General features: G+C 55.6%; 24 protein-coding genes. All 24 read right to left on the reverse strand.

Features of this window, described 5'->3' with window-relative positions; genetic code table 11:
• Positions 1-255: 255 nt before the first annotated feature.
• A complete protein-coding gene (gene rpoD, locus KI367_RS02025) occupies positions 256-1,392 on the reverse strand; it encodes an RNA polymerase sigma factor RpoD (RefSeq protein ID WP_212947201.1) in 1,137 nt (378 codons plus the stop codon).
• 41 nt (positions 1,393-1,433) lie between these two features.
• Positions 1,434-3,254, reverse strand: a complete 1,821-nt coding sequence (gene dnaG, locus KI367_RS02030) for a DNA primase (RefSeq protein ID WP_036712305.1) — start codon at positions 3,252-3,254, stop codon at positions 1,434-1,436.
• A 49-nt stretch (positions 3,255-3,303) separates the two neighbouring features.
• Entirely contained in the window at positions 3,304-3,762 is a 459-nt protein-coding gene (locus KI367_RS02035; protein WP_036712307.1) for a YaiI/YqxD family protein, read from the reverse strand.
• A 181-nt stretch (positions 3,763-3,943) separates the two neighbouring features.
• On the reverse strand, positions 3,944-6,019 hold the full coding sequence (gene glyS / locus KI367_RS02040) for a glycine--tRNA ligase subunit beta (RefSeq protein WP_212947203.1): 2,076 nt from the start codon (positions 6,017-6,019) through the stop codon (positions 3,944-3,946).
• Positions 6,019-6,900 carry a glycine--tRNA ligase subunit alpha gene (gene glyQ / locus KI367_RS02045; protein ID WP_212947205.1) on the reverse strand — a complete coding sequence of 294 codons (882 nt, stop codon included), beginning with the start codon at positions 6,898-6,900 and terminating at the stop codon, positions 6,019-6,021. Before glyQ ends, glyS begins: the two co-directional genes overlap by 1 nt.
• Before the next feature lie 371 nt (positions 6,901-7,271).
• Entirely contained in the window at positions 7,272-8,030 is a 759-nt protein-coding gene (gene recO / locus KI367_RS02050) for a DNA repair protein RecO (RefSeq protein WP_036712310.1), read from the reverse strand.
• A 36-nt stretch (positions 8,031-8,066) separates the two neighbouring features.
• Positions 8,067-8,222 carry a YqzL family protein gene (locus tag KI367_RS02055; RefSeq protein WP_212947207.1) on the reverse strand — a complete coding sequence of 52 codons (156 nt, stop codon included), beginning with the start codon at positions 8,220-8,222 and terminating at the stop codon, positions 8,067-8,069.
• Positions 8,223-8,334: 112 nt separating this feature from the next.
• Positions 8,335-9,237, reverse strand: a complete 903-nt coding sequence (gene era, locus KI367_RS02060; protein WP_212947209.1) for a GTPase Era — start codon at positions 9,235-9,237, stop codon at positions 8,335-8,337.
• A gap of 132 nt (positions 9,238-9,369) precedes the next feature.
• Positions 9,370-9,783, reverse strand: a complete 414-nt coding sequence (locus KI367_RS02065; RefSeq protein ID WP_036712313.1) for a cytidine deaminase — start codon at positions 9,781-9,783, stop codon at positions 9,370-9,372.
• A 28-nt stretch (positions 9,784-9,811) separates the two neighbouring features.
• Positions 9,812-10,195 carry a diacylglycerol kinase family protein gene (locus tag KI367_RS02070; RefSeq protein WP_036712316.1) on the reverse strand — a complete coding sequence of 128 codons (384 nt, stop codon included), beginning with the start codon at positions 10,193-10,195 and terminating at the stop codon, positions 9,812-9,814.
• On the reverse strand, positions 10,195-10,692 hold the full coding sequence (gene ybeY, locus KI367_RS02075; RefSeq protein WP_036712317.1) for an rRNA maturation RNase YbeY: 498 nt from the start codon (positions 10,690-10,692) through the stop codon (positions 10,195-10,197). Before ybeY ends, KI367_RS02070 begins: the two co-directional genes overlap by 1 nt.
• 3 nt (positions 10,693-10,695) lie before the next feature.
• Entirely contained in the window at positions 10,696-12,954 is a 2,259-nt protein-coding gene (locus KI367_RS02080) for an HD family phosphohydrolase (RefSeq protein ID WP_212947210.1), read from the reverse strand.
• 14 nt (positions 12,955-12,968) lie between these two features.
• A complete protein-coding gene (locus KI367_RS02085; RefSeq protein ID WP_036712318.1) occupies positions 12,969-13,940 on the reverse strand; it encodes a PhoH family protein in 972 nt (323 codons plus the stop codon).
• Positions 13,941-13,946: 6 nt separating this feature from the next.
• A complete protein-coding gene (gene yqfD / locus KI367_RS02090; RefSeq protein WP_036712320.1) occupies positions 13,947-15,146 on the reverse strand; it encodes a sporulation protein YqfD in 1,200 nt (399 codons plus the stop codon).
• Positions 15,143-15,436, reverse strand: a complete 294-nt coding sequence (gene yqfC / locus KI367_RS02095) for a sporulation protein YqfC (protein ID WP_212947212.1) — start codon at positions 15,434-15,436, stop codon at positions 15,143-15,145. Before yqfC ends, yqfD begins: the two co-directional genes overlap by 4 nt.
• Before the next feature lie 206 nt (positions 15,437-15,642).
• On the reverse strand, positions 15,643-16,230 hold the full coding sequence (locus KI367_RS02100) for a hypothetical protein (RefSeq protein ID WP_212947213.1): 588 nt from the start codon (positions 16,228-16,230) through the stop codon (positions 15,643-15,645).
• 14 nt (positions 16,231-16,244) lie between these two features.
• Positions 16,245-17,243 carry a flotillin-like protein FloA gene (gene floA / locus KI367_RS02105; protein WP_212947214.1) on the reverse strand — a complete coding sequence of 333 codons (999 nt, stop codon included), beginning with the start codon at positions 17,241-17,243 and terminating at the stop codon, positions 16,245-16,247.
• Positions 17,244-17,340: 97 nt separating this feature from the next.
• Positions 17,341-18,627 carry an NfeD family protein gene (locus tag KI367_RS02110; RefSeq protein ID WP_373316193.1) on the reverse strand — a complete coding sequence of 429 codons (1,287 nt, stop codon included), beginning with the start codon at positions 18,625-18,627 and terminating at the stop codon, positions 17,341-17,343.
• A 304-nt stretch (positions 18,628-18,931) separates the two neighbouring features.
• On the reverse strand, positions 18,932-19,375 hold the full coding sequence (locus KI367_RS02115) for a GatB/YqeY domain-containing protein (protein ID WP_036712327.1): 444 nt from the start codon (positions 19,373-19,375) through the stop codon (positions 18,932-18,934).
• Positions 19,376-19,391: 16 nt separating this feature from the next.
• Entirely contained in the window at positions 19,392-19,565 is a 174-nt protein-coding gene (gene rpsU, locus KI367_RS02120; RefSeq protein ID WP_036712328.1) for a 30S ribosomal protein S21, read from the reverse strand.
• Positions 19,566-19,816: 251 nt separating this feature from the next.
• Positions 19,817-20,176: a histidine triad nucleotide-binding protein gene (locus KI367_RS02125; protein WP_036712330.1), complete on the reverse strand. Its 360-nt coding sequence runs from the start codon at positions 20,174-20,176 to the stop codon at positions 19,817-19,819.
• A gap of 319 nt (positions 20,177-20,495) precedes the next feature.
• Entirely contained in the window at positions 20,496-20,861 is a 366-nt protein-coding gene (locus KI367_RS02130; RefSeq protein ID WP_036712383.1) for a hypothetical protein, read from the reverse strand.
• A gap of 256 nt (positions 20,862-21,117) precedes the next feature.
• Complete coding sequence (locus KI367_RS02135; RefSeq protein ID WP_212947215.1) at positions 21,118-24,531, reverse strand: AAA family ATPase; 3,414 nt, start codon at positions 24,529-24,531, stop codon at positions 21,118-21,120.
• On the reverse strand, positions 24,528-25,706 hold the full coding sequence (locus KI367_RS02140) for an exonuclease SbcCD subunit D (protein WP_212947216.1): 1,179 nt from the start codon (positions 25,704-25,706) through the stop codon (positions 24,528-24,530). The genes KI367_RS02135 and KI367_RS02140 overlap by 4 nt, the downstream gene beginning before the upstream one ends.
• Between the last annotated feature and the right edge of the window lie 24 nt (positions 25,707-25,730).

Below are 25,730 nucleotides of genomic sequence, written 5' to 3' on the forward strand. Positions count from 1 at the left end.
TCCTTTTTATACCGTATCAAACCCGTGCGCATCCTGCAAATGCACGAAGCCGAAAGGATCGGCTCTAGTAGGGATGGCCCAGAGTCATCGGGTCATCTCATTTGCATTGGCTTGGAAAAAGCGCTAAAATAAAAACAACAAATAAAGGAAATAGTTCTAAAAGCAAGAAAAACCGCGAATCCTATTTTCCTTTATCGGCAAAAAGGCGAAAAAAAAGACCTGTCTGCGCATGCGGCAGAAGGTCTGAACATGGACTTATTCGAGAAAATCTTTCAGCCGTTTGCTGCGGCTAGGATGGCGCAGTTTGCGCAGCGCCTTGGCTTCGATTTGGCGGATGCGTTCGCGCGTGACGCCAAACACTTTGCCCACTTCCTCCAGCGTTCTCGTCCGGCCGTCATCGAGGCCGAAGCGGAGACGAAGAACGTTTTCCTCGCGTTCCGTCAACGTATCGAGCACGTCCTCCAGCTGTTCCTTCAGAAGCTCGTAAGCTGCAGCGTCCGCTGGAGCGAGCGCTTCCTGATCCTCGATAAAATCGCCAAGATGCGAATCGTCTTCTTCGCCGATCGGCGTTTCAAGCGATACCGGCTCTTGGGCGATTTTCATGATTTCCCGAACCTTCTCTACGCTGAGCTCCATTTCGGCCGCGATTTCTTCCGGCGTCGGTTCGCGCCCCAATTCCTGCAGCAGCTGACGGGATACCCGGATCAGCTTATTGATCGTTTCCACCATATGAACCGGAATCCGGATCGTTCTCGCCTGGTCCGCAATCGCGCGGGTGATCGCCTGACGGATCCACCAGGTTGCATACGTACTGAATTTGAATCCTTTATTATGGTCGAACTTCTCGACCGCTTTGATCAGGCCCATATTGCCTTCCTGAATCAAATCGAGGAACAGCATGCCGCGGCCGACGTAACGTTTCGCGATGCTGACCACCAAACGCAGGTTCGCTTCCGCAAGCCGGCGTTTCGCTTCTTCGTCCCCGTTCATGATCCGTTTCGCCAGTTCCACCTCGTCGTCTGCCGAAAGGAGCGGCACGCGGCCGATTTCCTTCAGATACATCCGGACGGGGTCGTTGATTTTGATGCCTGGCGGCAAGGACAGGTCGTCGTCAAAGTTGAAATCGTCACTGTCTCCGCCCTCGTGATCATCGGACGGATGGTGAAGAGGGTTGTCGTCTTCATCACTTTCGTTGACCACTTCAATGCCCAGATCGCCGAGCTGTTCATAAAATTCGTCAATCTGTTCAGCGTCCTGATCAAATGGAGAGAGTTTCTCCATAATGTCTTTGTAGTTCAAAGAAGATCTTTTTTTACCCTGTTCAATCAGCTGGTCTTTTACCTGATCAAGCGTAAACTCTGTCTCTAGTTCAGTATGCTGATCATTCGCCATAACTCGACTCCCTCCTCCCTAGAAACATTCAAGCCTGTTCTTTATTGTCTCTCTAGGGCTATAATCTCACTTGCAATTTGTGCAGCACGCAAAAAGTCCCCTGAACGCTCGGCAATGATCATTTCTTCTCTTTTCTTGTCGATCTGTTTTTTCTGCGGAACTTTCTGTACTTCCCGGATGCAATCCTCAAGCTCCTGCACGTTCCACTCCGGCGGAGTATCCATCATAGAGATGGAGCTAACGGTCTTCTCCAGGCGGTCATCGTGCAAAAACGACATGAAGCGGCTGATATCCGGGGGTTTGCCCTGTGCGTAATAGGCATATAGATAAGCAGCAATCGCTGCATGATCATCAATGTTAAATGCGTCGCCGAGCCTTTTTTGCACGTAGCTCGCGGCTTCGGCATCCTGCAGCATCATGGCCAAAAGGCGCCGTTCTCCAGTATGGTATGCCGGCAGTAAAACAGGTGCGGACACCTGACCTTTTTTATGCCTACCATTATTCCACCTTTTGTCGTTATTATCCCCATCCGGCGCGTTTTTTAACATGGATTGGCGGATCTCGTTGCAATCCTGCTTCAGGCTTTCGAAGGAAAGCTCAAGCTCCGCGGCAAGCTCCTTTAAATAAACTTCCCGCTCGGTCGATGAAGGCAGTCCCGCGATAATCGGAAGCACTTCCTTCGTATACGCGATTTTCCCGTCTTCTTCTAGCAGTATATGGTTTTTTTTCAGATGTATAAGCTTAAATTTCGTCGTTGAAACCGCTCCGTCGATGATCTGGCGTTGAAAGCGGTCCCCGCCGTATTTCCGGATGAATTCGTCCGGATCGAGGCCTTCGTTAATGACGGCGATTTTCACCCTCAGACCGACTCCCTCCAGAAGAGGAATGGCCTTCATCGCAGCAGCTTGTCCGGCCCGGTCCCCGTCGTAACAAACGACGACCTCCTCCGCCATCGTTTTCATCATGGCCGCATGGCTTTCCGTGAGCGAGGTGCCCATGGTGGCCACGCCGTTTTGCACGCCTGCTTCCCAAGCCGAAATCACGTCGCCGTATCCTTCGAACAATACGATTTGCCGCAGCTTGCGGATGGACGGTTTGGCCTGATGAAGATTGTACAAAATCCGGCTTTTGTTGAACAGCTTGCTTTCGGGCGAATTCAAATATTTCGGCTGTCCGTCGCCGAGCACCCTGCCCGCAAAAGCGATGACTTTGCCGTTGCGGTCGCAGATCGGAAACATGACGCGGCCCCGAAAGCGGTCGATATAATCTTCCCCGTCGCTTCGCTTGGACAACAGCCCGCCTTTTTCCATCTCCTGCAAATCGAAGGATCGATTGGTCAGAAACTGAACAATCGTATTCCAACGGTCCGGGGCATAGCCGATCTGAAACTGATCGATGATTTTGTCGTTAAAGCCGCGCGAACGCAAATAGTCCATCGCCGCTTTGCCATGCTCCGTGTTTTTGAGCAAATAGTGATAAAATTTGGCAGTCCACTCGTAGGCCTGTAGCAGACGGTCTCGCTCCGGATTCGGAGGAATCACGACAGCCCCTGGTCCTTCCGGCAGTTCGATATGACTTTCTTCCGCCATGAGTTTGACGGCCTCGGGAAAGGATAACCCTTCGATTTCCATCCTGAATTTGATGGCATTTCCACCCTTGCCGCAGCCATAGCAGTAGAAAATCTGCCGATCCGGCGTCACCGTAAAAGAGGGGGTTTTCTCCGAATGAAACGGGCAGAGGCCTTTCATGTATTTCCCCTGCTTGGTCAGATGAACGTACCTGCTTACCGTATCGACGATATCATGCTTGTCCAGCACCGCATCGATCACTTTTTCCGGTATATTGCCATGTCCGGCATTCATCCAAACCACCTTCATCTCTTTTTGGCACGTAAAATATTATTCGCTACTGTTAAACATTCTCCTGCAATCTGCGCAAAAGTTTTGTCAGTTTCTGTTGAAAAAGCAATTTGTCCGCCTGCGTCATCGGTTTAGGGCCTTTGCCGTAGCTGCCTCTTCGCCTGGCCTTGGCCTGATGATGGCGCCGATCGAGCATGAATTCGATATTTTCCCGCGTATAGCTTTGCCCCCGGAACGATATCGCATGGCAGCCTTTCGCAAGGGCAAGCGCGGCCAAACCGTAGTCCTGCGTGGCGACGACGTCCCCGGCTTGGATGTGGTTGGCGATGTACAGGTCCGCGCTTTGGTCGCTGCGGTCGACCTGGATCGTTTGGACGCCCTCTTCGGCCTCGATAAAATGGTCATAAGAAGAAACCATCAGCACAGGAATGCGGAAGGCTCTAGCTGTCTCGCCAATTTCACGCTTTACGGGACAGGCGTCCCCGTCGACGACGATGTGGATCGTATGCATATCAGCCAGAATATATCACCCTGTAATCATGGTTTGCCATACTCGTATATACGTAATATACGCCCAATGGATGCCAAAATCCTTCTTGCGGCCCAATAACAACTTCTGACAGCTTTCCGAAAATACGGAACAGGCCAGCACTGGGTGCTTTCCCGTTCCGTACGTTCGGCGAATCTATATCCTACCAGACAAGCTTGTTAAAATCGGCAAACTGCTTTAAGCCCTGATCGATCTGCGCGAGAAGTCCCAAGCGGTTGGCCCGGACTTTTTCGTCTTCGGCCATGACCATGACGGCATCGAAGAAATTCGTGATGGCCGGTTTCAGTTCGCCCAAAATGCCCAGCGCCTTGGCCCCGTCCCGCTGTTCAAGAGCGGTGGAGTACGGCTTCTGCACTTGCAGCCAAGCGGCGTGCAGTTCCTTTTCCGCCTCTTCCTGAAGCAAGCTTTCGCTGACCGCAGCCTTGGAAGCCTTCGCGGCGAGATTGCTTACCCGGTTGAAGGACTCGACCGTCGTTTTGAACTCGTCTCCGCCTTCAACGGCGTTCATCAGCGCATCCCCGCGGGACACGATGGACATCACGTCGTCGAATCCTGCGGCAATGACGGCGTCAACGACGTCGTAACGGAGGTTTTCGGACAGCAGCTTTTTCACGCGCAGGCCGAAAAATTCCTCAAGGTCCTTGCGGATTTCGCTGCCCTGGCGTTTCATCTCCCGGAATTGGGCATGAACGTCGATGGCGATGCCGAAAATTTGCGAAAGCGTCAGCGGCATTTGCTTCGCGAGCAGAATTTGAACGATCCCTTGGGATTGGCGGCGCAGGGCGTACGGATCCTGGGATCCCGTCGGGATGATGCCGATCGAGAAGCAGCCCACGATCGTGTCGATTTTATCCGCGATGCTGATGATCGAACCTACCAGGGAAGCAGGCAAATCGTCCGACGCGGAACGCGGCTGGTAATGCTCGAAAACCGCTTTGGCGACCGCTTCGTTTTCTCCGGCCTTGCGCGCGTAGTCTTCGCCCATAACCCCCTGCAGTTCCGGAAACTCGTATACCATTTGCGTCACGAGGTCGAATTTGCAGATGTCCGCTGCGCGGCTGACGTATTCCTGCTCCGTTCCGGAGATTTGCAGCGCTTCGCCCAGCTGGTCGGCGATTTTGCGAATGCGGCGGACTTTGTCGCCCACCGTGCCGAGCTCTTCGTGGAAGACGATGCTTTCCAGCTTGGACAGCGCATCCTTGATTTCAAGCTTTTGGTCTTCGTCGTAGAAAAATTTCGCATCGGACAGCCGTGCGCGCAGCACCTTTTCGTTTCCTTTGGCAATGACGTCGAGCGAACGGTCGTCGCCGTTGCGCACCGTCACGAAAAACGGCAGCAGCTTGCCCTGTTCGTCAAGCACCGGGAAATAACGCTGATGCTCCCGCATGGAAGTAATCAACACTTCCTGCGGAATGTTCAGGAACGACGGATCGAACGTTCCGAACAATACGGTCGGCGTTTCGACCAGGAAAAGAACTTCCTCGAGCAAATCGTCCTTGATGGCGATTTTCCAGTTTTTCTCCTGCGCGAGTTTTCCGATTTGTTCCAGGATCATGTTTTCGCGTTCCTTCACGTCCACGATGACATGCTGGGAACGGAGGGCTTCCCGGTATTCGGAAGCATCGGAAAGCACGGCTTCGGTTCCGAGGAAACGGTGCCCGCGCGTCACGTTGCCGGATTTTACGCCGGTCACTTCCAAATCGATGACGTCGGAGCCGAACATGGCGACGAGCCAGCGGATCGGACGGACGAATTTATAGTCGTAGCTTCCCCAACGCATGTTTTTCGGGAAGTTCATCGAAGACAAAATGCCAAGCAATCCTTCGGCCAAAATGGATGCCGTATCGACGCCCGTGCTGCTTTTGGTCACGTAGATGTATTCGACGCCGTTCAGTTCCTTAAAGGTAAACTGTTCCGGATCCACGCCTTGCCCGCGCGCGAAGCCTAGCGCCGCTTTGCTCCAGTTTCCGTTTTCGTCCTGGGCGATTTTGCGGGAAGGGCCCTTGACTTCTTCCTCCACGTCGTCCTGTTTCTCGGCCACGTCCTGCACGAGCACCGACAAACGGCGCGGGGTGGCAGAAGCCTCTACGGCACCGTGGGACAAACGGGATTGTTCCAGCCATTGAACCGTTTTTTCCTTCAACTGCTCCATTGCGGCCCGTAAAAAGCGCGCAGGCACTTCCTCCAGACCGATTTCAAACAACAGATCCTTAGCCATTACAGGTCGCCTCCTTTCTTCAGCAGCGGGAAGCCGAGCTTCTCGCGTTCCTCCACGTACGTCGCCGCGACCTGGCGGGCCAGGTTGCGCACCCGGGTAATATAGCCGGTTCGCTCGGTAACGCTGATGGCGCCGCGGGCATCGAGAAGGTTAAAGGTGTGCGAGCATTTCAGCACGTAATCGTAAGCCGGGAACACGAGGTTTTGATCCATCGCTTTTTTGGCTTCTTGTTCGTACATGTTGAAAAGGGTAAACAGCATTTTGACGTCGGACACTTCGAACGTGTATTTCGAATGCTCGTATTCCGGCTGATGGAACACATCCCCGTAAGTGATGCCGTCCACCCATTCCAGATCGAACACATTTTCTTTTTCCTGAATGTAGGACGCGAGGCGTTCCATGCCGTACGTGATTTCGACGGATACCGGATGCGTCTCGATCCCGCCCACCTGCTGGAAGTACGTAAACTGGGTAATTTCCATCCCGTCAAGCCATACTTCCCAGCCAAGGCCGGCGCAGCCGAGCGACGGGTTCTCCCAGTTATCCTCGACAAAGCGGATGTCATGGTGCAGCGCATCCACGCCCAGCGCCTTCAAGCTTTCCAGGTACAGTTCCTGGATGTTATCCGGCGAAGGTTTGATGATGACCTGGAACTGGTGGTGCTGGTACAAACGGTTCGGGTTTTCGCCGTAACGTCCGTCGGAAGGACGGCGCGAAGGCTCGACGTATGCCACCTTCCACGGTTCAGGTCCCAGCGACCGCAAAAAGGTCATCGGGTTCATCGTGCCGGCGCCTTTTTCCGTGTCGTAAGGATTCACGATAATGCAATTCTGTGCTGCCCAAAACTGCTGCAGGGTCAAAATCATCTGCTGAAAGTTCATATGAGCCTCTCCTTTACTAATCATGGCATTGCAATGGTTGTCAGCTTGCTTCATCCGCTGCAGGCCATCACCGGGACATCAAAAAGCTCCCGCCCATGCCTGCAAACACAGACATAGGGACGAGAGCTGTCATTCCCGCGGTTCCACCCTACTTGACTGCCGTTCCCGTTACCGGAGAACCGCAATCCACTTTTTAGCCGATTTCATCTCATGCTCCCGGCTGCCTTTCATGAATCCGTTCCACCGGGCTCGCACCGTCCCCGGTTCGCTGCTGGGAATCCGAAATCCACTACTCTTCCGTTCAACGCATGTCAGACAATGAATAGAAACTTTATATATATTACCGGATTCCCAAAGAGAAGTCAACATCGTTACAGTCCGTACTTTTCCATCTGATCCAAAAAGCTTTGCGACTTCAGTTTAAGTCCGAGCTGCATGTCCATAAAAGCGCGCATAACGGCTTTAAGCTCGGCTTTCGTTTCGTCTTTGACGTCGACGTGGCCCAGTCTCCGAAGGTCGAGCCTGGCGAACAGCCGCAGCAGCTTCAAGCTCTTGGGCGACAGGCTCATCGCCGGCGGATCCAGATGCCTGCAGGACCGGCACAATACGCCGCCCAATCTCGGGCTTACGGACGCATGGTCGTCTTCGCTCAAATCCTTGCCGCAAGAAATGCAGGAAAGGAGCTCGGGTCCGTATCCCGCCGTCTGAAGAATTTTCATTTCGTACAGATTGATGATAATTCCGGGATCTTTGCCTTCCTCCAGCGCATTCAGGCAAGCCTTTAACTGCTGATACCAAAAGCTTCCCGTTTCCTCGTCCTGCAGGACCTTGTCAAGAAGCTCGCAGGCATAGGACGCATACGCCGCCAAAATCAAATCCTGCCTCAGGCCGTGATGCGAGTTCATGATTTCGCCGGAATTTAGCGTTCCAAGGCCCGTTCCGTTCCTGAAAAAGACGTATTCCGCTTCCGTAAACAGCTGCGTTAAAGCAGCGTGGCGGCTTTTGACTTTTTTGGCCCCGCGGACCAGCACGCCTACTTTGCCCGAGTTTTCGGTGCAAATCGTAATGATTTTGTTCCCTTCGCCGTAGTCCATGCTGCGGATGACGATCCCTTCCACCCTGTATAGCATGCCTCTTCCCCCAGCCATTCCCGGAGCAGCCACAAATCATTCGTTTTCTTCATAATTCCCCGTCTCTTCCGCTGCCGCCATCTCCGGCGCCGCGGCCGCTTCCTCTACCGACATGCCCGCGTATTCCTTATAGAGCAGGTAAGCATCCACATCTCCAGTCATCGCAAAATACTTCCACGAAAAGTCTCGCATTCGTATTCATCCTTTCTTTGGAAATGGCGTCTGCATCTTCAAAAATAGGATGCGGCGAACGAACCGGATCTATGTAAAGCAATTCCTGCCAGATGAGGGCGGGCGCCGCCGGTTAGGCGTCGCGGTGGAAGCCGAGGTCACGAAGCACGCGTTCCTGGTTGCGCCAGTCTTTTTTTACTTTGACCCACAATTCCAAAAATATCTTCGAACCCAGCAAATTTTGAATGTCCTGCCGGGCTTGTTTGCCGACTTCCTTGAGCAGGGCGCCTTGCTTCCCGATGATAATGCCTTTTTGGGAATCCCTTTCGACGAAAATGACGGCCGAAATGTATACGACCCCGTTCTCCTGCACGCGCATGTCCTCGATCGTTACCGCAATCGAATGCGGCACTTCCTCGCGGGTCATATGCAGAATTTTTTCGCGGATCAGCTCGGCGCAAACAAATTGCTCCGGATGGTCCGTTACCTGGTCGGCCGGATAATACTGCGGGCCTTCGGGCAAGTACTTTTCCACCTGTTCAAGCAGGCGGTTCACGTTGTTGCCGCTCAAAGCCGAAATCGGCACGATTTCCGCAAACTCATGCAGCTTGCTGTATTCGTCGATGATCGGAAGCAGCGCATCCGGCTCGATTTTGTCGATTTTGTTCAGCACGAGAATGACCGGCGTCTTTACACCCTTCAGCTGTTCGATAATAAACCGGTCCCCGCCGCCCAATCCTTCCGAAACGTCGGCCAGGAATAATACGGCCTCCACTTCCTTCAGCGTATTGAGCGCGGTTTGGTTCATGTAATCGCCAAGCTTCGATTGGCGCTTATGAATGCCGGGCGTATCGAGAAATACGATCTGGGTTTCCTCGGTCGTGTATACCCCGTGGATTTTATTGCGCGTCGTTTGCGGCTTGTCGGACATGATCGCGATTTTTTGTCCGATGACCTGATTCATCAGCGTGGATTTGCCTACGTTCGGCCGGCCCACGATTGCCACAAAGCCGGATTTGAATACCGGTTTCGCCATATTGACACATGACCTCCTTCAATGATCCGCATTTCGCGAAAGACCGTCCGGGGCCCTGAATCCGCGAATGCCGGGACGGACGAACCGAACCCGGCCGCGGAAACGGGCCCCAAAAAAAGAATGTTGCTTATATCACTTCTTGGCACGATCCAGATCCGAAGGACCAAAAGCCCCCGGAAGCAGCTCGCTTACCGTCGTTTCCATCATGTCGCCTTTCAGGTTCCCCAAGATGACTTTCATGTCCGGCTTGCACAGTTCGAGCAGCACCTGCCGGCACACGCCGCAAGGGGAAATCGGCCCTTCGGTATCTCCGACGACGGCAATCGCCTGAAAGCTTCCCGCTTTGTGCCCGTCGGCGATCGCACGGAACAATGCCGTACGTTCCGCGCAGTTGGTAGGCCCGAACGCCGCGTTTTCGACGTTGCAGCCATGGTGGACATGTCCTTCCTGATCGAGCAGCGCAGCGCCGACGCCAAAATGGGAATACGGCGTATAGGCGTTCATGCGCGCTTTAATCGCTTCTTGCAATAACAATGCTGATTCCATGGATGATCCTCCTTCGAATTCCGAAAAACTATTGATGGGTTCCGCCCCAGCCTAAAAGCCCTACCACCGGATGATAAAACACGATCACCCCGGTGATGGCGGCAAAAACAGCTGCCAGCAGCACTGCGCCGGCAGCCGTATCTTTGGCCGCTTTGGCCAGCGGATGGAGTTCGGGCGACGCCAAATCCACCACCGATTCCAGCGCCGTGTTGACCAGTTCCAGGGCCATGACGAGCGCAATCGCAAACAAAAGCGCGACCCATCTTTCCCACGATACATGCAGCAGCGCTGCCGCCGCTATGACGGCCACGGCCGCCGCCGCATGGATTTTCATGTTGCGCTGCGTCCGCAGCGCGTAAACAATCCCTTGCGCCGCATATCCGAACGCGGCCCAAAACGTCCTTTTCGGCATTAACGCGTAAGCCCCACTTCGGCCAGGACCGCTTCCTGTTTGCCCATCATTTCGGCTTCGCTTTCTTTGTCCTGATGGTCGTAGCCCAGCAGGTGCAGGAATCCGTGAACGAACAGAAATCCGATTTCACGTTCCAGGGAATGTCCATATTCTTCGCTTTGCGCCTGCGCGCGATTCACGGAAATGATAATATCCCCGAGCATTTCGGGCAGATCCGCGAGCTCTTCTCCCTCTTCCAGCTCGTAAACGATGTCCAGCTCTTCGTCCGTATGTTCGTTCATGGCAAAGGAAAGCACGTCCGTGGGGCGGTCGATGCCGCGGTACTCCTTATTCAGTTCATGAATTTGTTGGTCATCGACGAACGTCAGCGCCACTTCGCCTTCCCGGATGCCTTCGGCCTCCCCCGCTTTTTGCAGCAGCAGCTCGAGCGTCGCGATCAGTTCGTCGCCGATCGCAAGCTCCTGCTGCTCGTTCGTCCATGCTAGCTGCAGTCCCATGTTCTAACCGCTCCTTCTCGTTTCTTCAGTCGTTTTGTTCTTTTTGATTTCTTCCGGATATTCGATCCTGGAATGGAAGATCCCCATGACGCTTTCTTTTAGCGTTTTGGCGATAATGTCCAGTTCCTTCATCGTCAAGTCGCAGTCATTGAATTGGTGATCGTCCAGCCGGCTTTTGATGATTTTTTCGATCATCGATTCCACCTGATCCACGGTCGGGTTCCGCAAGGAACGCACCGCCGCTTCCACGCTGTCGGCAATGCCGATGACGGCCGATTCCTTGGACTGGGCTTTCGGGCCGGGATAACGGAAATCCTCCTCGGTAAAATCGGGCTCCTTGCCCTGCTCTTCCGCCAGGCGGAGCGCCTTGTGGTAGAAATACTGGAGGAACGTCGTGCCGTGGTGCTGCTCGGCGATATCCCGGATCGGCTTCGGAATTTTATATTCCTTCAGCATTTCCACCCCGTCCCGCGCATGGGCGATGATGATCGATTTGCTCATTTTCGGGTCCAGGTTATCATGCGGGTTCCCCATATTGTTCTGGTTTTCGATGAAATAACTCGGCCGTTTGGTTTTCCCGATATCGTGGTAATACGAACCCACGCGGCAGAGCAGCCCGTCCGCTCCGATCGCCTCCGCGGCGGCTTCGGACAGATTGCCGACCATCACGCTGTGGTGATAGGTGCCCGGCGTCTCCGTCAGCAGCTTCCGCAGCAGCGGATGGTTGGGGTTGGACAGCTCGACCAGCTTCAGCGCCGACAAAATGCCGAACGTGACTTCGAAAAACGGCATCAGCCCGATCGCCAAAATGGCGGTGAGCAGGCCGCCGGCAAAAGCGAAACCGATCGCGTAAAGCGTCTGGATCTGATTCCATTGGCCGCCGCTTCCGATCACGGTCATGATGAATACCGACAGCGAACCGAACAGGCAGACCATAATGCCGCCCTTGAGCAGCGTGGACCGCTGGCTCGCGCGGTGGATCGAAAAGATCGCCACCACCGATGCGACCAGCGAAAAAAATCCGAAGGTAAAGTCGAACATTTGTCCCTGATGCACGTTCAAAATGACGCTGGCCAAAATGCAGAACAACATCGAGCAAAAATACGCCAGCGTCATGTCCAGCAGCAGCGTCACGAGCGTAGCTCCGATCGCCACGGGAGCGACGTATCCGATGTAAGGCCTTTCCGTGCTTTGCAGGATGCCGGCCAAATGCATGGTGATGACGGTAATAATAAAGATCAGTACAAGCATCAGAAGCTGCGAGTTGTTGTACTTGAATTTGTTCGGGTCCGTCTGCCGGATAAACAGCAGCAGGCCCCCGGACATCAGCAAAGACAGCAGGAGCAGCCCCAGCTGAGGCCAATAATTGACTTCGTTTTTAAGCAAACCGTTGTCGTCGAGCAGATTGTACAAATCTTCCGTGATCAGCTGCCCTTTCGCGACCAGCACGTCGCCCTGCTTGATGTACACCGGCTGGGTGTTTTCCCTCGCTTGCACCTTGGCTTCCTTGGTCGCTTCCTCATCGTAGAATTTGTTCGCCGTGATGGCAAGCTTGGACAGCTCCTGCACGACCTCCCTGGCCGTCCGCTGGTTGAGCGTGCTGGCGCTGACGAGCTCCGCCACTTTCGCGCGGGCCGCCTGCGCCTCGACGACCTGGTCGTTGGTCAGGCGGGATACGATCTCCCGGGCGACGGGTTTCATTTCGGCGATGTCCTGGGAAGTGAGCCGCGGAATTTTGATGAACGTCTCTTCCGGAATTTTATAGCTCTGCTGGTTGGTCACCTTCAGCATTTCATCCAGCAGCTTGTCCGAGTAGTTCGCCGACGACCGGTTGGAATTGACGAAATTTTGAATAAAGTCCTTGGCCCGCTGCGGGATTTCAAGCTTGTAGATGGCGATTTTATCTTCGCGGGATACCTGGTCATCCTGGTTCAGCCGGTCGATCCGATCCAAAATGGACACGACCAGATTTTCGTTCGGCACCGTCACGATCGTATAAATCGGCTGCACGCGTTCCGCTTCCTGCTCCTGCGCCTTCAGCGTCGCCTTATTGTTCGGGATTTGCATCGGCGCCCGGATTTCTTTCTCGCTGCGCGCCCCTACTTGAATGTTGTACCGTTCCGGGAGCAGATTCGGAGCCAGACTGACATAAAACAGCACAGCCAGACATAAAAAGAGAACATAGCGGGTCCCTGCGCTATGTTTCCAGCCGACATGTTTCATTGAGAAAGATTTGCCTGATGACGTTTCTTTCGAAGTCATAAAGATAATCCCCTCTAATCTTGATTTTCTGCAGCTTTGTCGTAAGCAGTGATTATTTTTTGAACGAGAGAGTGACGGACGACATCCTGCTCGGCGAAATGAACGAAGCCGATCTCCTCGATGCCTTCCAGTATATGTTTCGCCTCGATAAGCCCGGATTTTTTGCCCCGCGGCAGGTCGATTTGCGTCGCGTCGCCGGTGATGACCATTTTCGAGCCAAAGCCGAGACGGGTCAAAAACATTTTCATTTGTTCAGGGGTGGTGTTCTGGGCTTCGTCCAAAATGATGAAGGAGTCGTCCAGCGTACGGCCGCGCATATAGGCGAGCGGCGCGATTTCGATCAGTCCTCTTTCGAGCGCTTTGGCCGTCTGCTCCGGGCCCATCACGTCGTACAGGGCATCATAAAGCGGACGCAAATACGGGTCGACCTTTTCCTGTAAATCCCCCGGCAGAAATCCGAGGCTTTCTCCCGCCTCGACGGCCGGACGCGTGAGCACGATGCGTTTGACGGCGCCTTCCTTCAAAGCGGCAACGGCCAACACGACCGCCAGATAGGTTTTCCCCGTACCGGCAGGCCCGATTCCGAACACGATGTCCCGCTTGCGGATGGTCGTTACATAGTGCTTCTGGCCGATGGTTTTGACCCGGATCGGCTTGCCGCGAAACGTGGTCGTGATTTCTCCCTTGAACAGATCGAGCAGCTGGTCGGCCCGAAAATCCTTGGCAAGGTCGATGGCATAGGCGACGTCCCGTTCCGAAAGGATATAACCGTTCCGGACGAGCTCAAGCAGAACTTCGAACAGATGCTCGACCACCTGCACGTCCCGCAGTTCCCCGCGGATCGTGATTTCCGCCTCCCGGGAGACGATCTGGGCCGGGATCTGCGCTTCGATCATCTTCAAAAACATATCCTGAGGTCCGAAAATGGACAGGCCTTCGCCTGCACTATGCAATGAAATTTGCGCGCTGTGGTTTTTTTCTGACAAATAGCCTCATTCTCCTTGACTTTGAACTATGGGAAGTTCTTCGGCAATCTTTTCTTCCACCTCAAAAAGCACTTTCATATAAACTTTACCATTCTCTCTCTTCTCATGCAAAATTTTTTGGCTGATGATCTGCGAATCGTTGCCGTATTTCGCCAAAATATCGCGTATTGCCGCTTCAAGCCCCAACTTTTTCGCCTCTTCGGGCTGCAGCGTCTCCTGCGTTTCCGTAACCTCCATGACCTTTTCCGTCATCCAACCGATCGGAAGGGCGATGGAACGCCAAGTGAGCGGATCGCGTTCGGTGAGCGTCTCGGATTTCGCAAACGGCTCTTTCCCGTAACCCCACAGCTGGATGGCGCGGTTTCCGAGGACGAGGTAACTTTTGTCTTTCCTTTCTCCCGTATATATTTTCCGTTTCTGGACGAGCGGTACCTCCAGCTGATATTCATGCCATACGAGGCCTTTCACTTCGCCTTTGGCTACCACGACCTGCGAACGGGCCTCCCCGTCGCCCAAAATGCCGGATATCAGCACTTGTCCTTTTTTGACGCGCGTGTTTTTTTGAACGAGCGGACGCCCCTGCTCGGCATAAATGCTCGTGATCACCGCATCCGACTTGCTCACCAAATGGCGCGGGCTGGCAAGCGGCTCCTTCTCCGGCTTTTCGGCTTCCACGACCTGGATGGTGATCGTCGTTCCTTTTCTTTCCACCCCGATCCAGGACGTTTCAGGCAGCTTGAGGCTGAGCGCGCGCGACAGCTTGTCCGGTTCCTTCAAACGGAAAATCCACTGGTACGGCCGGACGCCTTCCTCTTTCGCCGCCTTCAAAATATCTTCGGTCGGAATTTTCTCGTTGCCTACCACGTTGATGTTCCATACCAGGGAAGAAAGAACGAACAGCAGCAGGAAAAACGCGCCGATGCCGGCCGCGAAAAATTTACGCTTGTACAGCTTGGCCAAACGGAAAGGCAGACCGATCCGGCGGGCCACATGCATCCTGCAGCCTGTCCGCTTCAGCAAGGGGCGAAGAGCATGAAAATCCCTCAGGAGCAGCTTCATGTCTGCCGTTTGGTTGTTGCTGGCGGGCCGGATATCCCAGACGGGAATGCCCGCTTCCGCCAAAGCGTTGATCAAGCGATTGATCCCTTCTCCCCTGACCGTGATCTGTACGCATCCGCGCACGCCGGAAAGTGTAGGTATTTTCATGAGCTCTCCCCCATTCCTGTATATTTTATATTGCGGATGATCCCTTCGATCATGACCTCCTGCGGCAATATCGCCCGGATCATGAGTTCGGCGCCTTCGATTTCGAGCACGCCCTGATTTAAGGAAAGAATCATTTTGTTCTCCGAAAAATGACGCACGCCCTGGTGATTCTCGACGGTCAACTCCTTGTTTCCAACCAGGGTAATCCGCGGCAGGTCAAGCAACACGTCCTGCGGCAAATCCAGCACTTCATTTGTCCATTTCCGCAGCCTGCGGCTGATCCGGGTCATACGAAGGCTTCCCCCTTCCTGTACTTTACAACTTATGCCCGGTCCGGCCGATTTATGAGAGTTTTCAGGCTGTTTCACGGAAACGGACAAGATTCGTACGCATGCACGAAAAAAGCCTTTTCCGCCCCGGATCCGATTGCTGATCGGATGCCGATAAACAGAAAAGGCTTTTTAAATGAAAGGTTTAGGCTCGATGCCCCTAAGGTTTACTTTGGCCCGCCGTAGGGCCGTTTCGACCGGGGCGGGCCGAGAATTTCGACCCAGACCACGCCGTTCCGGGCTTCCTTCGCCAGGCGCGAGACCGGCCTCGGCTGTTCCGCCTGCCGGTCTAAAGACGGCGCTGGCTCCGTCTGCTCAATCCGGTCCAGCGAGGCGTTGACCCGATCCAGGTGCATCTGCATGGCCGCATTGGAATCTTCGAGCGTTTCCGGCCGACCGTCCTGCCACATTTCGGACACGCCCTCGCCGGTGTCATCATCCGGGCCGGCCGCCGGAGCATCGCCGAACGGCGAAGTCCGGCCGGACGCCTCCGCATGCCGCCGACGCGAAAGGTTTGCGTCGCCCGCGGCAGTTCCGCGGGAATCGGCCGCTTCGCGGGTGCCCGCAGCGTCAGGGGAGCCCGAAAATCCCCTTGGCTCCTTCCGGGCGTCCCTGCGATCCCTGCCGTTGCCTCCGCCGAACGTCGGCATGCCCCGCGGATTTTGTTTTTGCTTGGATTTGCCGCTTTTGCTTAAAGCGGAGACGACCGCAAATAAGATAATCAGGATCCAATAGAAATTTTCCAAGATCCACATGGATGCATCATTCCCTACTTGTTATTTTGGGAGCCGTTCTGATCTCCCTCGCCCAGCTTGCCGAGCGAGCCTCTCATTTGCGTATCCGCCTCGATATTTTTCAGGTTCATGTAATCCATCACGCCGATTTTGCCCGACCGGAGCGCTTCGGCCATCGCCAGCGGAACTTCGGATTCGGATTCGACGACGCGCGCCCTCATCTCGACGACGCGGGCTTTCATTTCCTGCTCCTGCGCAACGGCCATGGCGCGGCGTTCCTCCGCTTTCGCCTGGGCGATGCGCTTATCGGCTTCAGCCTGCTCGGTCTGCAGATAGGCGCCGATGTTTTTGCCTACGTCCACGTCCGCGATATCGATGGACAAAATCTCGAACGCCGTTCCCGCATCCAGCCCCTTGGCAAGCACGGTGCGGGAAATGCTGTCCGGGTTCTCCAGCACGTCCTTATGCGCGTCGCTGGAACCGACGGTCGTTACGATCCCTTCGCCGACGCGGGCAATAATCGTTTCCTCCCCCGCGCCGCCGACAAGGCGGTCGATGTTGGCGCGGACCGTTACACGCGCTTTAACTTTCACTTCGATGCCGTTTTTCGCCACGGCGGCGACGACCGGCGTTTCGATCACGCGCGGGTTGACGCTCATTTGCACGGCCTGCAGCACGTCGCGGCCCGCCAAATCGATCGCTGCCGCACGGGTGAACTCCAGCGGAATGTTCGCGCGCTGCGCGGCGATCAGGGCGTTGACTACCCGGTCTACGTTACCGCCGGCCAGATAGTGGCTTTCCAATTGATTGATATTCAACCCAAGCCCCGCTTTCGTTGCTTTGATCAGCGGATTGACGATCCGGCTTGGCGTTACCCGGCGGAGCCTCATGGCCACCAAGGTGATGATGCTGATGCGGACGCCCGCGGCCAAGGCCGAAATCCACAGCGTAAGCGGAAAGAAGCTGAAAAATACGCTTAATACGATGATTGCCACGACTGCGATCAGCAGAATCGGGATCAAAGAACTTGTCATAACATAGAATCCTCCCATTGTTTTTGCGGTGATCAGGTTTGACACCGCGATTTTCCTGCAGTTACCATGTTACACCATTCGTCGCAAACGAAGGGATTTATTTCGGTTTTACGACAATGCGCGCGCCTTCGACATGAATCACGGTCACGGCGGTATCCGTCGGCACGAACTCCCCTTCCGTCACCACGTCCACCCGTTCGCCGTCGATCAGGACCGTTCCCGCCGGACGCAGCGGCGTGACGCTGACGCCTTCCTTGCCGACCAGAAACTCCCGGGCTTCGGTAGGCACGTATCCCTGTTCTTTGGTCAGGGATTCTTTCAGGATAAAGCGGTTCCAGATGCCGCGCTCTTTGAAGATGAACGCTACGATCACCACGACGATCAAGGCCGCAATGAAGGCGATCCCGAGCGATACCATGGCATGGCTCGTGTCGTAGGCGGCCCGGACCACGCCGGCGACCAGGCTGATGGCGCCCAGCACGCCCAAAATGCCGAAGCTTGGAACGAACATTTCCAAGATCATCAAGATCAGGCCCACGATAAAGAGCAGCCAAGTTTCGTTGCCGGCGAAACCCGCGACGTAATTCCCGAAGAAATACAACACGAAAGCCGCGACTCCGACGATGCCCGGGACGCCGAATCCCGGAACGATCAGTTCGATCACGATGCCGGCGATGCCGAGGAACAGCAAAATCGTCATCACGACGGGATGGGTCAAAAACGCCGCGATTTTTTCGGCGCCCGTACGCTCTACCTGGATCAGGTCATCGTTCGCGTATCCCATCCATGAGACGACCTCCTCCGGCGATGAAGCAATTTTGTCGGCGTATCCGACCTTTAGCGCCTGCTCGCTGGATAATGCGATAATTTCGCCTTTTTCTTTCGTTTCCCCGATCTCCGGCATGTCGACCACCATGTTGATGTCCGCCATGCCAGCCGCGATTTTGGCGTTTCTGCCGCTTGATTCGGCGGCTGCCGCCATTTCCGACTTCCAGGCGGCCACCAGCTTCGGGTCCTCCACCCGTTTGCCCGTGCCGTCCACCATCGCGGCGGCGCCGATCATGCTTCCCGGGGACATCGCGATTTTGTCGGCGTTCAAGGCGATGTAACTTCCGGCGGAAGCTGCATTTCCGCGTATGTATGCAACCGTTTCGATTTTGCTTTCGCGGATCATTTTTCCGATGTTCTGCGCCGTCGATACCAGCCCGCCGGGCGTATTGATATCGAGAACGATCAGCCCCGCATTCATTTTTTCGGCTTCCTTAAATCCGCGTTTCATGAATTTTTCGAGCCCGGTTTCGATTTTTTGGTCCACCGGAATCACGTAAACGGGCGCGATTTTCGCCGATTCGGCCCCTGCCTGGCTCGGAAACGATGCAGCCATTCCCAAAACCAGCATGATTAAAAGAAGCAGCCACCTGTGAAACCTGTTCCCGTATTCGGATCGTTCCAACCAAGTTCCCCCCTTTCACCATGATTATAATATACTGTCCAGCATATGGTACTTATTACGCAGCAGAAGGCTTAACGTTTCAGTTTATGAACAAAAATGCCCGCCAAACCATGGAGTCATAAAGACTGCTTGCGGGATCCGCGGCGCTTTTTCGACCATCGAACGGTCCTTTGCCGCCGGCATCCTCCAAACACGAAAAAACACCCCTTAAAAAAGGGGTGCTTTGCGTTATGTTTTATTGCAGAAATTGCTGAACCACTTGGTTCACAACTTTTCCGTCGGAGCGGCCTTTGACTTTCGGCATTAGCGCGCTCATCACTTTACCCATGTCGGCTTTCGAAGAAGCACCGGTTTCCTGGATGGTCTGCTGTACAATAACTTTTATTTCTTCTTCGGAAAGCTGTGCGGGAAGATACTGACCGATAATCTCAATTTCTGCTTCGACATTTGCTGCAAGATCGTCTCGATCCGCTTTTTTAAATTCTTGGAGGGCATCTTTGCGCTGTTTAATTTCACGACTGAGGATATCAAGCACTTCGTTGTCATCCAAAGTTCTTTTCAAATCTATTTCAAGATTCTTGATCGTTGAACGAACCATTCGAATAGTGGAGAGCTTGAACTTGTCTTTGCTCTTCATCGCTTGTATCATATCTTCGTTCAATCGTTCGCTAAGACTCATGATAGTTCAGTTCCTCCTAAAACTTTCTCTTACGAGCAGCCTCGGACTTTTTCTTGCGCTTTACGCTTGGCTTCTCATAATGCTTGCGTTTCTTCACCTCAGCCAATACACCATCCTTAGCGATGGAACGCTTAAAGCGGCGAAGTGCAGCATCAATAGACTCGTTTTTGCGAACTTTAGTTTCAGACACCAGTTTTCCCTCCCTCCGACCAGACCGTCCAAGAGCAATAACACGGTTCATCAAATTTAATTATAGGTGAAATAGAAATAGGGTGTCAACCTTGACGCCCATTTTTTCAGAAAAACCCTTTCACGCCGCTTTCATCCATCCGCAACCGCAGGCAGCCGGGCATTTCCCCCGCAACAAAAAAACGGCCCGGTCCGGCCGAAACCGAACCTCCATTTGGGTCAGCCTGCCGCACGGTTCAAGAAACCTTCCGTTTAGGCGTGCGAGTCCGAAATGCCCGTCAAAGCGCCCAATTTGGCCCCTCCGAGCAGATGGTAATGGATGTGGTACACCGCTTGTCCGCTGTCCGGCCCGCAGTTGTTGATGAGACGGTAGCCGGTGTCCGCCACGCCGAGCTCCTTGGCGATCTGCTGCGCCGCCTTGTGCATTTCCGCGACCAGCGGAAGGTCTTCCTCCGCCACGTCGTTCATCGTCGCGATATGTTTTTTCGGAATGATGAGCACATGCACGGGCGCCGCGGGTTGAATGTCCTTGAACGCCAAAATTTGTTCGTTTTCAAAAACCTTTTGGGAAGGAATGCTGCCTTCGACGATTTTGCAAAAGAGACAGTCCATCGTTTTTCGCCTCCGTTATGTATTGTTTGATTTACTCCTATCATACCGGATTTTGGGGGAACCCGTCCATCGCAGGCAAAAAATGCCGCCTTCGGCCCGGCAGGTTCCGCACGGTTCGCTGCTGCCGATGCCTGCCAAAAAAGCCTCCATCGTGGAGGGCTTTTTTACCCGCGTTCCTTTTGACTGCAGCATTTTTCGGAACGTCGTCCGGCATGAAGCCTCCGTCCAAGCACCTGCTTTGAAACCCGGCCCCTTGAAGCAAGGCATTTTGACTTGAGCTATCCGGATGTATTCCTGGAGCTTAGCCCCCGGCCTGTTCTCAATAAAACGGCAGCAGGGAAAGCGCCGTCAGGGCGAACAGCGGCAACGCCAGGCGCCGAAAACGGCGTCCGTACGGATAACCATAGAAAGGATATCCGAAGCCATAGCCATAGGGAAAATACGGGAAGAACGCCCGGGCTTCCTGTTCGGGAACACGGTAACAGGGATCCCAGCAGTCCGCGTAAGGACTCGCATATCCATGATGGTAAGGCATGTTTTCATGGCCGATCGGAACCGCAAGGTACACCTTTTCTTCGTCCACATGCTCGATAAAACCGTCGTGGACGCTTCCGTCCGACATCGTGGCTCTGACATACCGGTACATATGTTTTTTGCATACTTCTTTGGCCTCAAGTTTCTCCACTTTCATGATCCTCCCCAGTCAGCGATTTACAGGATCATCATATTCACGACTGGGCGAACGGCTACTGCCTACGAATAGCGGACAACCAAAAAAATAAAAAAAGAAACCCCGCACCGAAAACATGCGGAATGTCGTCCGTGTGCCGGAGCAAACGATTCGCGCGAATCCGGAAAGGGGCTTCCAGGAAAAAGAGAAGGTCGGCTTGTCCACAACCGATATTAACAGCCATTCGCAGGAGCCGCTGTGAAATGGATCACTACAGCTGCTCCAGGGCAATTCTGGAGCCTCCGCCGGCCTGGTCGGCCGGGATGACCACAAGCTTGCGCGGAAGGCGGGCCCGCAGCTCCGGAACGTGGCTGATGACGCCCACGGAAAGATGGTCGTTATGCAGCCGCTCCAGCGACGTAATGACCGTCTCGAGCAGCTCCGGGTCCAACGTGCCGAAACCTTCGTCCAGGAAAAAGAATTGAAGCGGATATTGGCCGCGAAGCTGGATTTGGGCCGACAAGGCCAGAGCCAGCGACAACGACGTCAAGAAGGTCTCGCCTCCCGATAACGTGGATACCGGCCTGCGGACGCCTCCGTTCGCGTCGTCCCGGATCAGGAAACCTCCGCCGGAATCGACTTCAAGCGCGTACCGCTGCTTGGTCAAAAACGCCAGGCGCTGGGATGCGGACTGGCTGACCTGCATCAGCTGCTCCTCGGCGATATATTCGACAAAAGCGTTGCCGCGCAGGCAGGATTGCAGTTTGGCAAGCTTTTCGGCCTCATGTTGGCGCTGCATGCGCAGCTTTTCGAGCTCCGTCCAACGGAGGTGACGCTTTTTGACGTCCTCCAGATCGCGCTCGGCCCGCGCCTTCATCCGAAGGGCTTCTTCGTCGGCCTCCCGGGCCGCCGCGAGCTCGCCGCTCACCTGCAGCCACTCTTCTTCCGTCAAGGAGCTGCCCGCCAGCTGCTCTTCGATATGGCGGATCGCCGCCAGCAAATCGCGTTCTCCTTCCCGATGCTGCCTTACCTTCGCGGCAAGCTCTTCGGCCTCCGAAGGAGAGAGGTAAGACTCTTCCACTTCGGCCGCCGTGGCGAACGGGGAATCCTGCAGCAGCGCTTCCCAGCGCCGCCCGGCAGCTTCATGATGCGCCGCGGCCGATTCCGCGGCCTGCTTGGCCATGGCAAAAGCCTTTGCGCTTTCGTGTTTCGCCTGCTCTGCCGATTGTCTCAGCCGCTTCGCCTCGGCAGCCGTTTCCCGCAAAGCTTTCAGTTCGCCCAGGCAGGCCTCCAAAAGGGCTTCGGCCCGACGGTCTCCGATCCAGGCTTGAAGGCGCTCCTCTTTTTCCGCGAGCAGCTCCTCTTTGCCCCGGAGCTCGGCATCGAGCTGAATATGCCGCTTCTCGGCCTCAAGCAAATTCCGTTCGAGCGACTGGACCGCCTGCTTTTTCTCGTCGAGGAACGGAACGCTGCGGCGCAGGCGCTCTTTCACGTCCTCCGCCTCGCGGTCTTTCTGCTGCAGAAGCGACCAACGGCTTTCGACCTCGCCGATCGGCAGCTCCGGCAGTTCCTCCGACCATCTTGCGTTCAGCTCGCCGATCTCGTCCGACAGCTGGTTCACGTTGTCTTCCAGCCGCTTCAGCAAGGCGGCGTCCGCTTCGGCCGCGGCTTCTTGCTTCAGCGTTTGCCGGCGCAGCGTTTCGCGTTTTTCGCTAAGCTCGGACGTCTCTTGTTTTACGCGGAGCAGCGCCGCGCCAAGCGATTCCCGTGCACGTTCCAGTTCGTCTGCGCGCTCGGCCCAGGCGGTAACGGCGGCGAAATCATCTGCGGCTTCAGCCGTCCCCTCTTCCGTTGCAGCCGCGGCGAGAGCCGTGCCAGAGTCTGCCAGGGAAGAGGCGGAAGCGCCCGGAAGGCTTGAAACTTCGTGAATCAGCTGCCGCAGGGCATACCTTACCTCCTGCAGCCGGCTTTTTGCTTCTTGAAGCAGCTGCAGCGAATGCTCCTCTTGTGCAGCATCGGCGTCCTCCGCCAAAACGGGCGCCGGATGCTCCAAGGAACCGCATACCGGGCAGGGCCGTCCATCATGCAATTCCGCCGCGAGCGCGGCCGACAGGCTTCGGAGCTGGCGATGCTTCAACTCCTCCCGGAGCCGATGCTCGGCATGTTCCGCATCGCGCAGCGATTGCTCCGTCTGCCGGCTCGCCTGCTCCGCCTGCGACAGCAGCGAGGACATGCCGGCCGACAACTGCCGTTCGCGCTCCTGCAGCATAACGAGCTCGCGTTCCGCCTGACGCCGCTGCTCGTTTGCCGATGCCGCCTTAGTTTGCTGCTCCCCGTATTCACGGCGGGCTTTCATCAACCGGTCTTCGGCGGAACGGAGCAATTGCCGGAGCTCCAGCGCCTTATGCAGCAAGGAGCGTTCTTGGGCGGTCACTTCCAACTCGCCCAGCTTTTCCTGGAGATCCGCCTGCTTCTGTTCGCCCCGTTTCAACAGCTCCTGCTCCTTGGATAGCAGCTGGCGGAGCTCCAGCATTCCGTCCTGCGCTTCCTTCCGCTGGCGATGGAGCCGCTCGTACAGCGACTTGAGCTCGTCCCTTTCCTTCTGAAGCAGAACTGCCTGCTCCAATTGTTCCTTCCGCTGCAGCAGCTTCGGTTCCCCGGCTGCCAGCGCTTGCTGGGCCGCATCGTCGGATGCGCCGGCCTGCTCCGCTTCCCGCTGCGCCTCGGCGGCCGCCCTTTCCAGCTCCGCCGCAAGCGCCTCTTTTTGCTTCCAATCCTGCAGGCTTTCCCTCCATAAAGCGAGCGACGGCATCATGGACGACGACGCGGCCGATTTCGCCAGCTTTTGTTCGAGCCGCTGCATTTCCGGTTCCAGAGCCTGCAATTGCTCCAGCTTGGCCTGCTTCCGTTCTTTTTCGAGCTGACGCTCGCGGATTTTCCCTTTTTTTTCGGCTTCCGCGTTCAGCTCCTGTAGTTTGATCCGGGTCGCTCCCGCATGCCTTACGGCCTCGCCCAAACGGTCTTCCGCCGCTTGAAGGGCTTCTTCCCCCGCTTCGCCAAGCCCCTGCTGCTCCGCTTCCACGGCTTTCAGCGCGCCGTCGTTTTCCTTGATCCGGCGGCTCAGCTTCATGCCCAGCTGGTCCCCGTACTGCTCCAGGTGAAAAAGCCGCTGCAGCATTTGCCGGCGTTCGCTGCCTTTCAAGGAAAGAAACTCCGCGAATTTGCCCTGCGGCAGCACGACGGCCCGCGTGAAATCGTCCATTTTCAGTCCGATTCTCTCTTCCACGCAGCGCGTGACTTCGGCCAATTTGTCGGCAATGACTTGCTCGCCTTCCTCCGTGACCTCGATAAACCTGCTGAGCGTGTTGCTGACGGAAAGGTCGCCCGTCCTTTTGAACCTGCGTTCGACCCGGAAGCGCCGCTTGCCTTCGGCGGAAGCCAGTTCGAAACAAAAGGAAACGAACAGGGAATCCTCCGAATGGTTCATGATCCCCTGCGTCCCGTTCGCCGCCCGTTCGACTTTGCCGTACAGTGCGAGGGTCATCGCGTCAAGCAGCGTGGATTTGCCGCTTCCCGTCGGCCCGAAGATGCCGAACAGCCCCATGTCGCATAAATCCTCGAAATCGATCTGCTGCATCTCCCTGTAACTCTGCAGCCCGGACAGCTTCAATTGAATCGGCTTCATTCGGCCTCACCTTCCTTCGCGTTCCCGTCCTCCGCCACGAGCTCGAGAAACATCTGCACCAATTCGTCCTCCGGCTCGGCCCCGCCGGTCTGCCGCTGGTAAAACCTGCGGAACAGCTCGGACACCGGGAGCCCGGAACGTTCCTGCCGAAGCTCTTCCCGCTCCATTTCCGGATAGATCGGACGGATATGTACGAAGCCGTCCCGGCTTCTGCGCAGGCGCTGGATCTCTCCGAGCGACAACGACTCGTTAAGGGATATTTCAAGATCGATAAAAGCGTCGGCATCCCTGCCTTCATCCAGCCACCGGTGCACTTCTTCGAGCCCTCCCTTGGCTTTCCACCGCACAAGCGGGCGGCCGCAGGACAGATGCACCTCCTCCAGCGCAGGCGCGCCTCCAGGCGCAACGTCGATCATCATGACCGACTTGGCCTGACCCGCTTCCGAAAAGCTGTAAGCAAGCGGAGAGCCGCTGTACCGGATGATGCCCTCCCCTTTCACCGCCTGCGGGCGGTGAAGATGACCGAGCGCCGTGTACTGGGCCCCGATCGACAAAGCCGACGGGTCGACCGTATACGCGCCGCCTACCTGGATCGGGCGTTCGGAATCGCATTCCAAGCCGCCCAGCACGTAAATGTGGCTCATGGCCAGATTGACGGTTTCGGGCGTAAACTGTCCGGCAAGCTTCTTCATGAGCGTGCCTACGCGGGCGCTGTACGCCTTGCGCAGCTCTTCTTCCCCGCCTTCCGCCGAAAGCAGTTCGTTCAGCCTGGCTTCGGAAGGATAAGGCAGCGCGGCGATTTTGGCGATTTCCCCCGTCCGGGAAACGCCCACCGTCACCGCCTCGGCCACGGGCAGCCCGATCAGCGTAATCCCCTGGCGCGCCACCAAAGGCGATACCGAAGAAACGCGTTCAGGCTGGTCGTGATTCCCGGAGATGACGACCAAAGGCCGCCCGTTTTCCGTCAGCTTCGCGCAAGCCTCGTAAAAAAGCTGCTCCGCGGCCGCGGGCGGATTGACGGAATCGTAGACGTCTCCCGCCATCAAGATCAAATCCGCCTGCTGCCAATTGGCGATGCGGACGAGCTCGTCCACGAAATTCTCCTGCTCCTTCAGCCTGCTGCGGCCTTCGAGCGTTTTTCCGAAATGCCAGTCTCCGGTATGCAGTATCCGCATGCGGCGTTCTCCCCTTTCCCATGT

The sequence above is a fragment of the Paenibacillus cookii genome (assembly GCF_018333375.1).
Taxonomy (GTDB): Bacteria; Bacillota; Bacilli; order Paenibacillales; family Paenibacillaceae; genus Paenibacillus_AQ; species Paenibacillus_AQ cookii.

Excerpts from the sequence above, each read along its gene's own strand:
- rpoD (WP_212947201.1), bottom strand. The coding sequence starts at position 1,392 with ATGGCGAATGATCAGCATACTGAACTAGAGACAGAGTTTACGCTTGAT.
- dnaG (WP_036712305.1), bottom strand. The coding sequence starts at position 3,254 with ATGAATGCCGGACATGGCAATATACCGGAAAAAGTGATCGATGCGGTG.
- KI367_RS02035 (WP_036712307.1), bottom strand. The coding sequence starts at position 3,762 with ATGCATACGATCCACATCGTCGTCGACGGGGACGCCTGTCCCGTAAAG.
- glyS (WP_212947203.1), bottom strand. The coding sequence starts at position 6,019 with ATGGCTAAGGATCTGTTGTTTGAAATCGGTCTGGAGGAAGTGCCTGCG.
- glyQ (WP_212947205.1), bottom strand. The coding sequence starts at position 6,900 with ATGAACTTTCAGCAGATGATTTTGACCCTGCAGCAGTTTTGGGCAGCA.
- recO (WP_036712310.1), bottom strand. The coding sequence starts at position 8,030 with ATGCTATACAGGGTGGAAGGGATCGTCATCCGCAGCATGGACTACGGC.
- KI367_RS02055 (WP_212947207.1), bottom strand. The coding sequence starts at position 8,222 with ATGCGAGACTTTTCGTGGAAGTATTTTGCGATGACTGGAGATGTGGAT.
- era (WP_212947209.1), bottom strand. The coding sequence starts at position 9,237 with ATGGCGAAACCGGTATTCAAATCCGGCTTTGTGGCAATCGTGGGCCGG.
- KI367_RS02065 (WP_036712313.1), bottom strand. The coding sequence starts at position 9,783 with ATGGAATCAGCATTGTTATTGCAAGAAGCGATTAAAGCGCGCATGAAC.
- KI367_RS02070 (WP_036712316.1), bottom strand. The coding sequence starts at position 10,195 with ATGCCGAAAAGGACGTTTTGGGCCGCGTTCGGATATGCGGCGCAAGGG.
- ybeY (WP_036712317.1), bottom strand. The coding sequence starts at position 10,692 with ATGGGACTGCAGCTAGCATGGACGAACGAGCAGCAGGAGCTTGCGATC.
- KI367_RS02080 (WP_212947210.1), bottom strand. The coding sequence starts at position 12,954 with ATGACTTCGAAAGAAACGTCATCAGGCAAATCTTTCTCAATGAAACAT.
- yqfD (WP_036712320.1), bottom strand. The coding sequence starts at position 15,146 with ATGAAAATACCTACACTTTCCGGCGTGCGCGGATGCGTACAGATCACG.
- yqfC (WP_212947212.1), bottom strand. The coding sequence starts at position 15,436 with ATGACCCGGATCAGCCGCAGGCTGCGGAAATGGACAAATGAAGTGCTG.
- KI367_RS02100 (WP_212947213.1), bottom strand. The coding sequence starts at position 16,230 with ATGTGGATCTTGGAAAATTTCTATTGGATCCTGATTATCTTATTTGCG.
- floA (WP_212947214.1), bottom strand. The coding sequence starts at position 17,243 with ATGACAAGTTCTTTGATCCCGATTCTGCTGATCGCAGTCGTGGCAATC.
- KI367_RS02110 (WP_373316193.1), bottom strand. The coding sequence starts at position 18,627 with ATGGCTGCATCGTTTCCGAGCCAGGCAGGGGCCGAATCGGCGAAAATC.
- KI367_RS02115 (WP_036712327.1), bottom strand. The coding sequence starts at position 19,375 with ATGAGTCTTAGCGAACGATTGAACGAAGATATGATACAAGCGATGAAG.
- KI367_RS02125 (WP_036712330.1), bottom strand. The coding sequence starts at position 20,176 with ATGGACTGTCTCTTTTGCAAAATCGTCGAAGGCAGCATTCCTTCCCAA.
- KI367_RS02135 (WP_212947215.1), bottom strand. The coding sequence starts at position 24,531 with ATGAAGCCGATTCAATTGAAGCTGTCCGGGCTGCAGAGTTACAGGGAG.
- KI367_RS02140 (WP_212947216.1), bottom strand. The coding sequence starts at position 25,706 with ATGCGGATACTGCATACCGGAGACTGGCATTTCGGAAAAACGCTCGAA.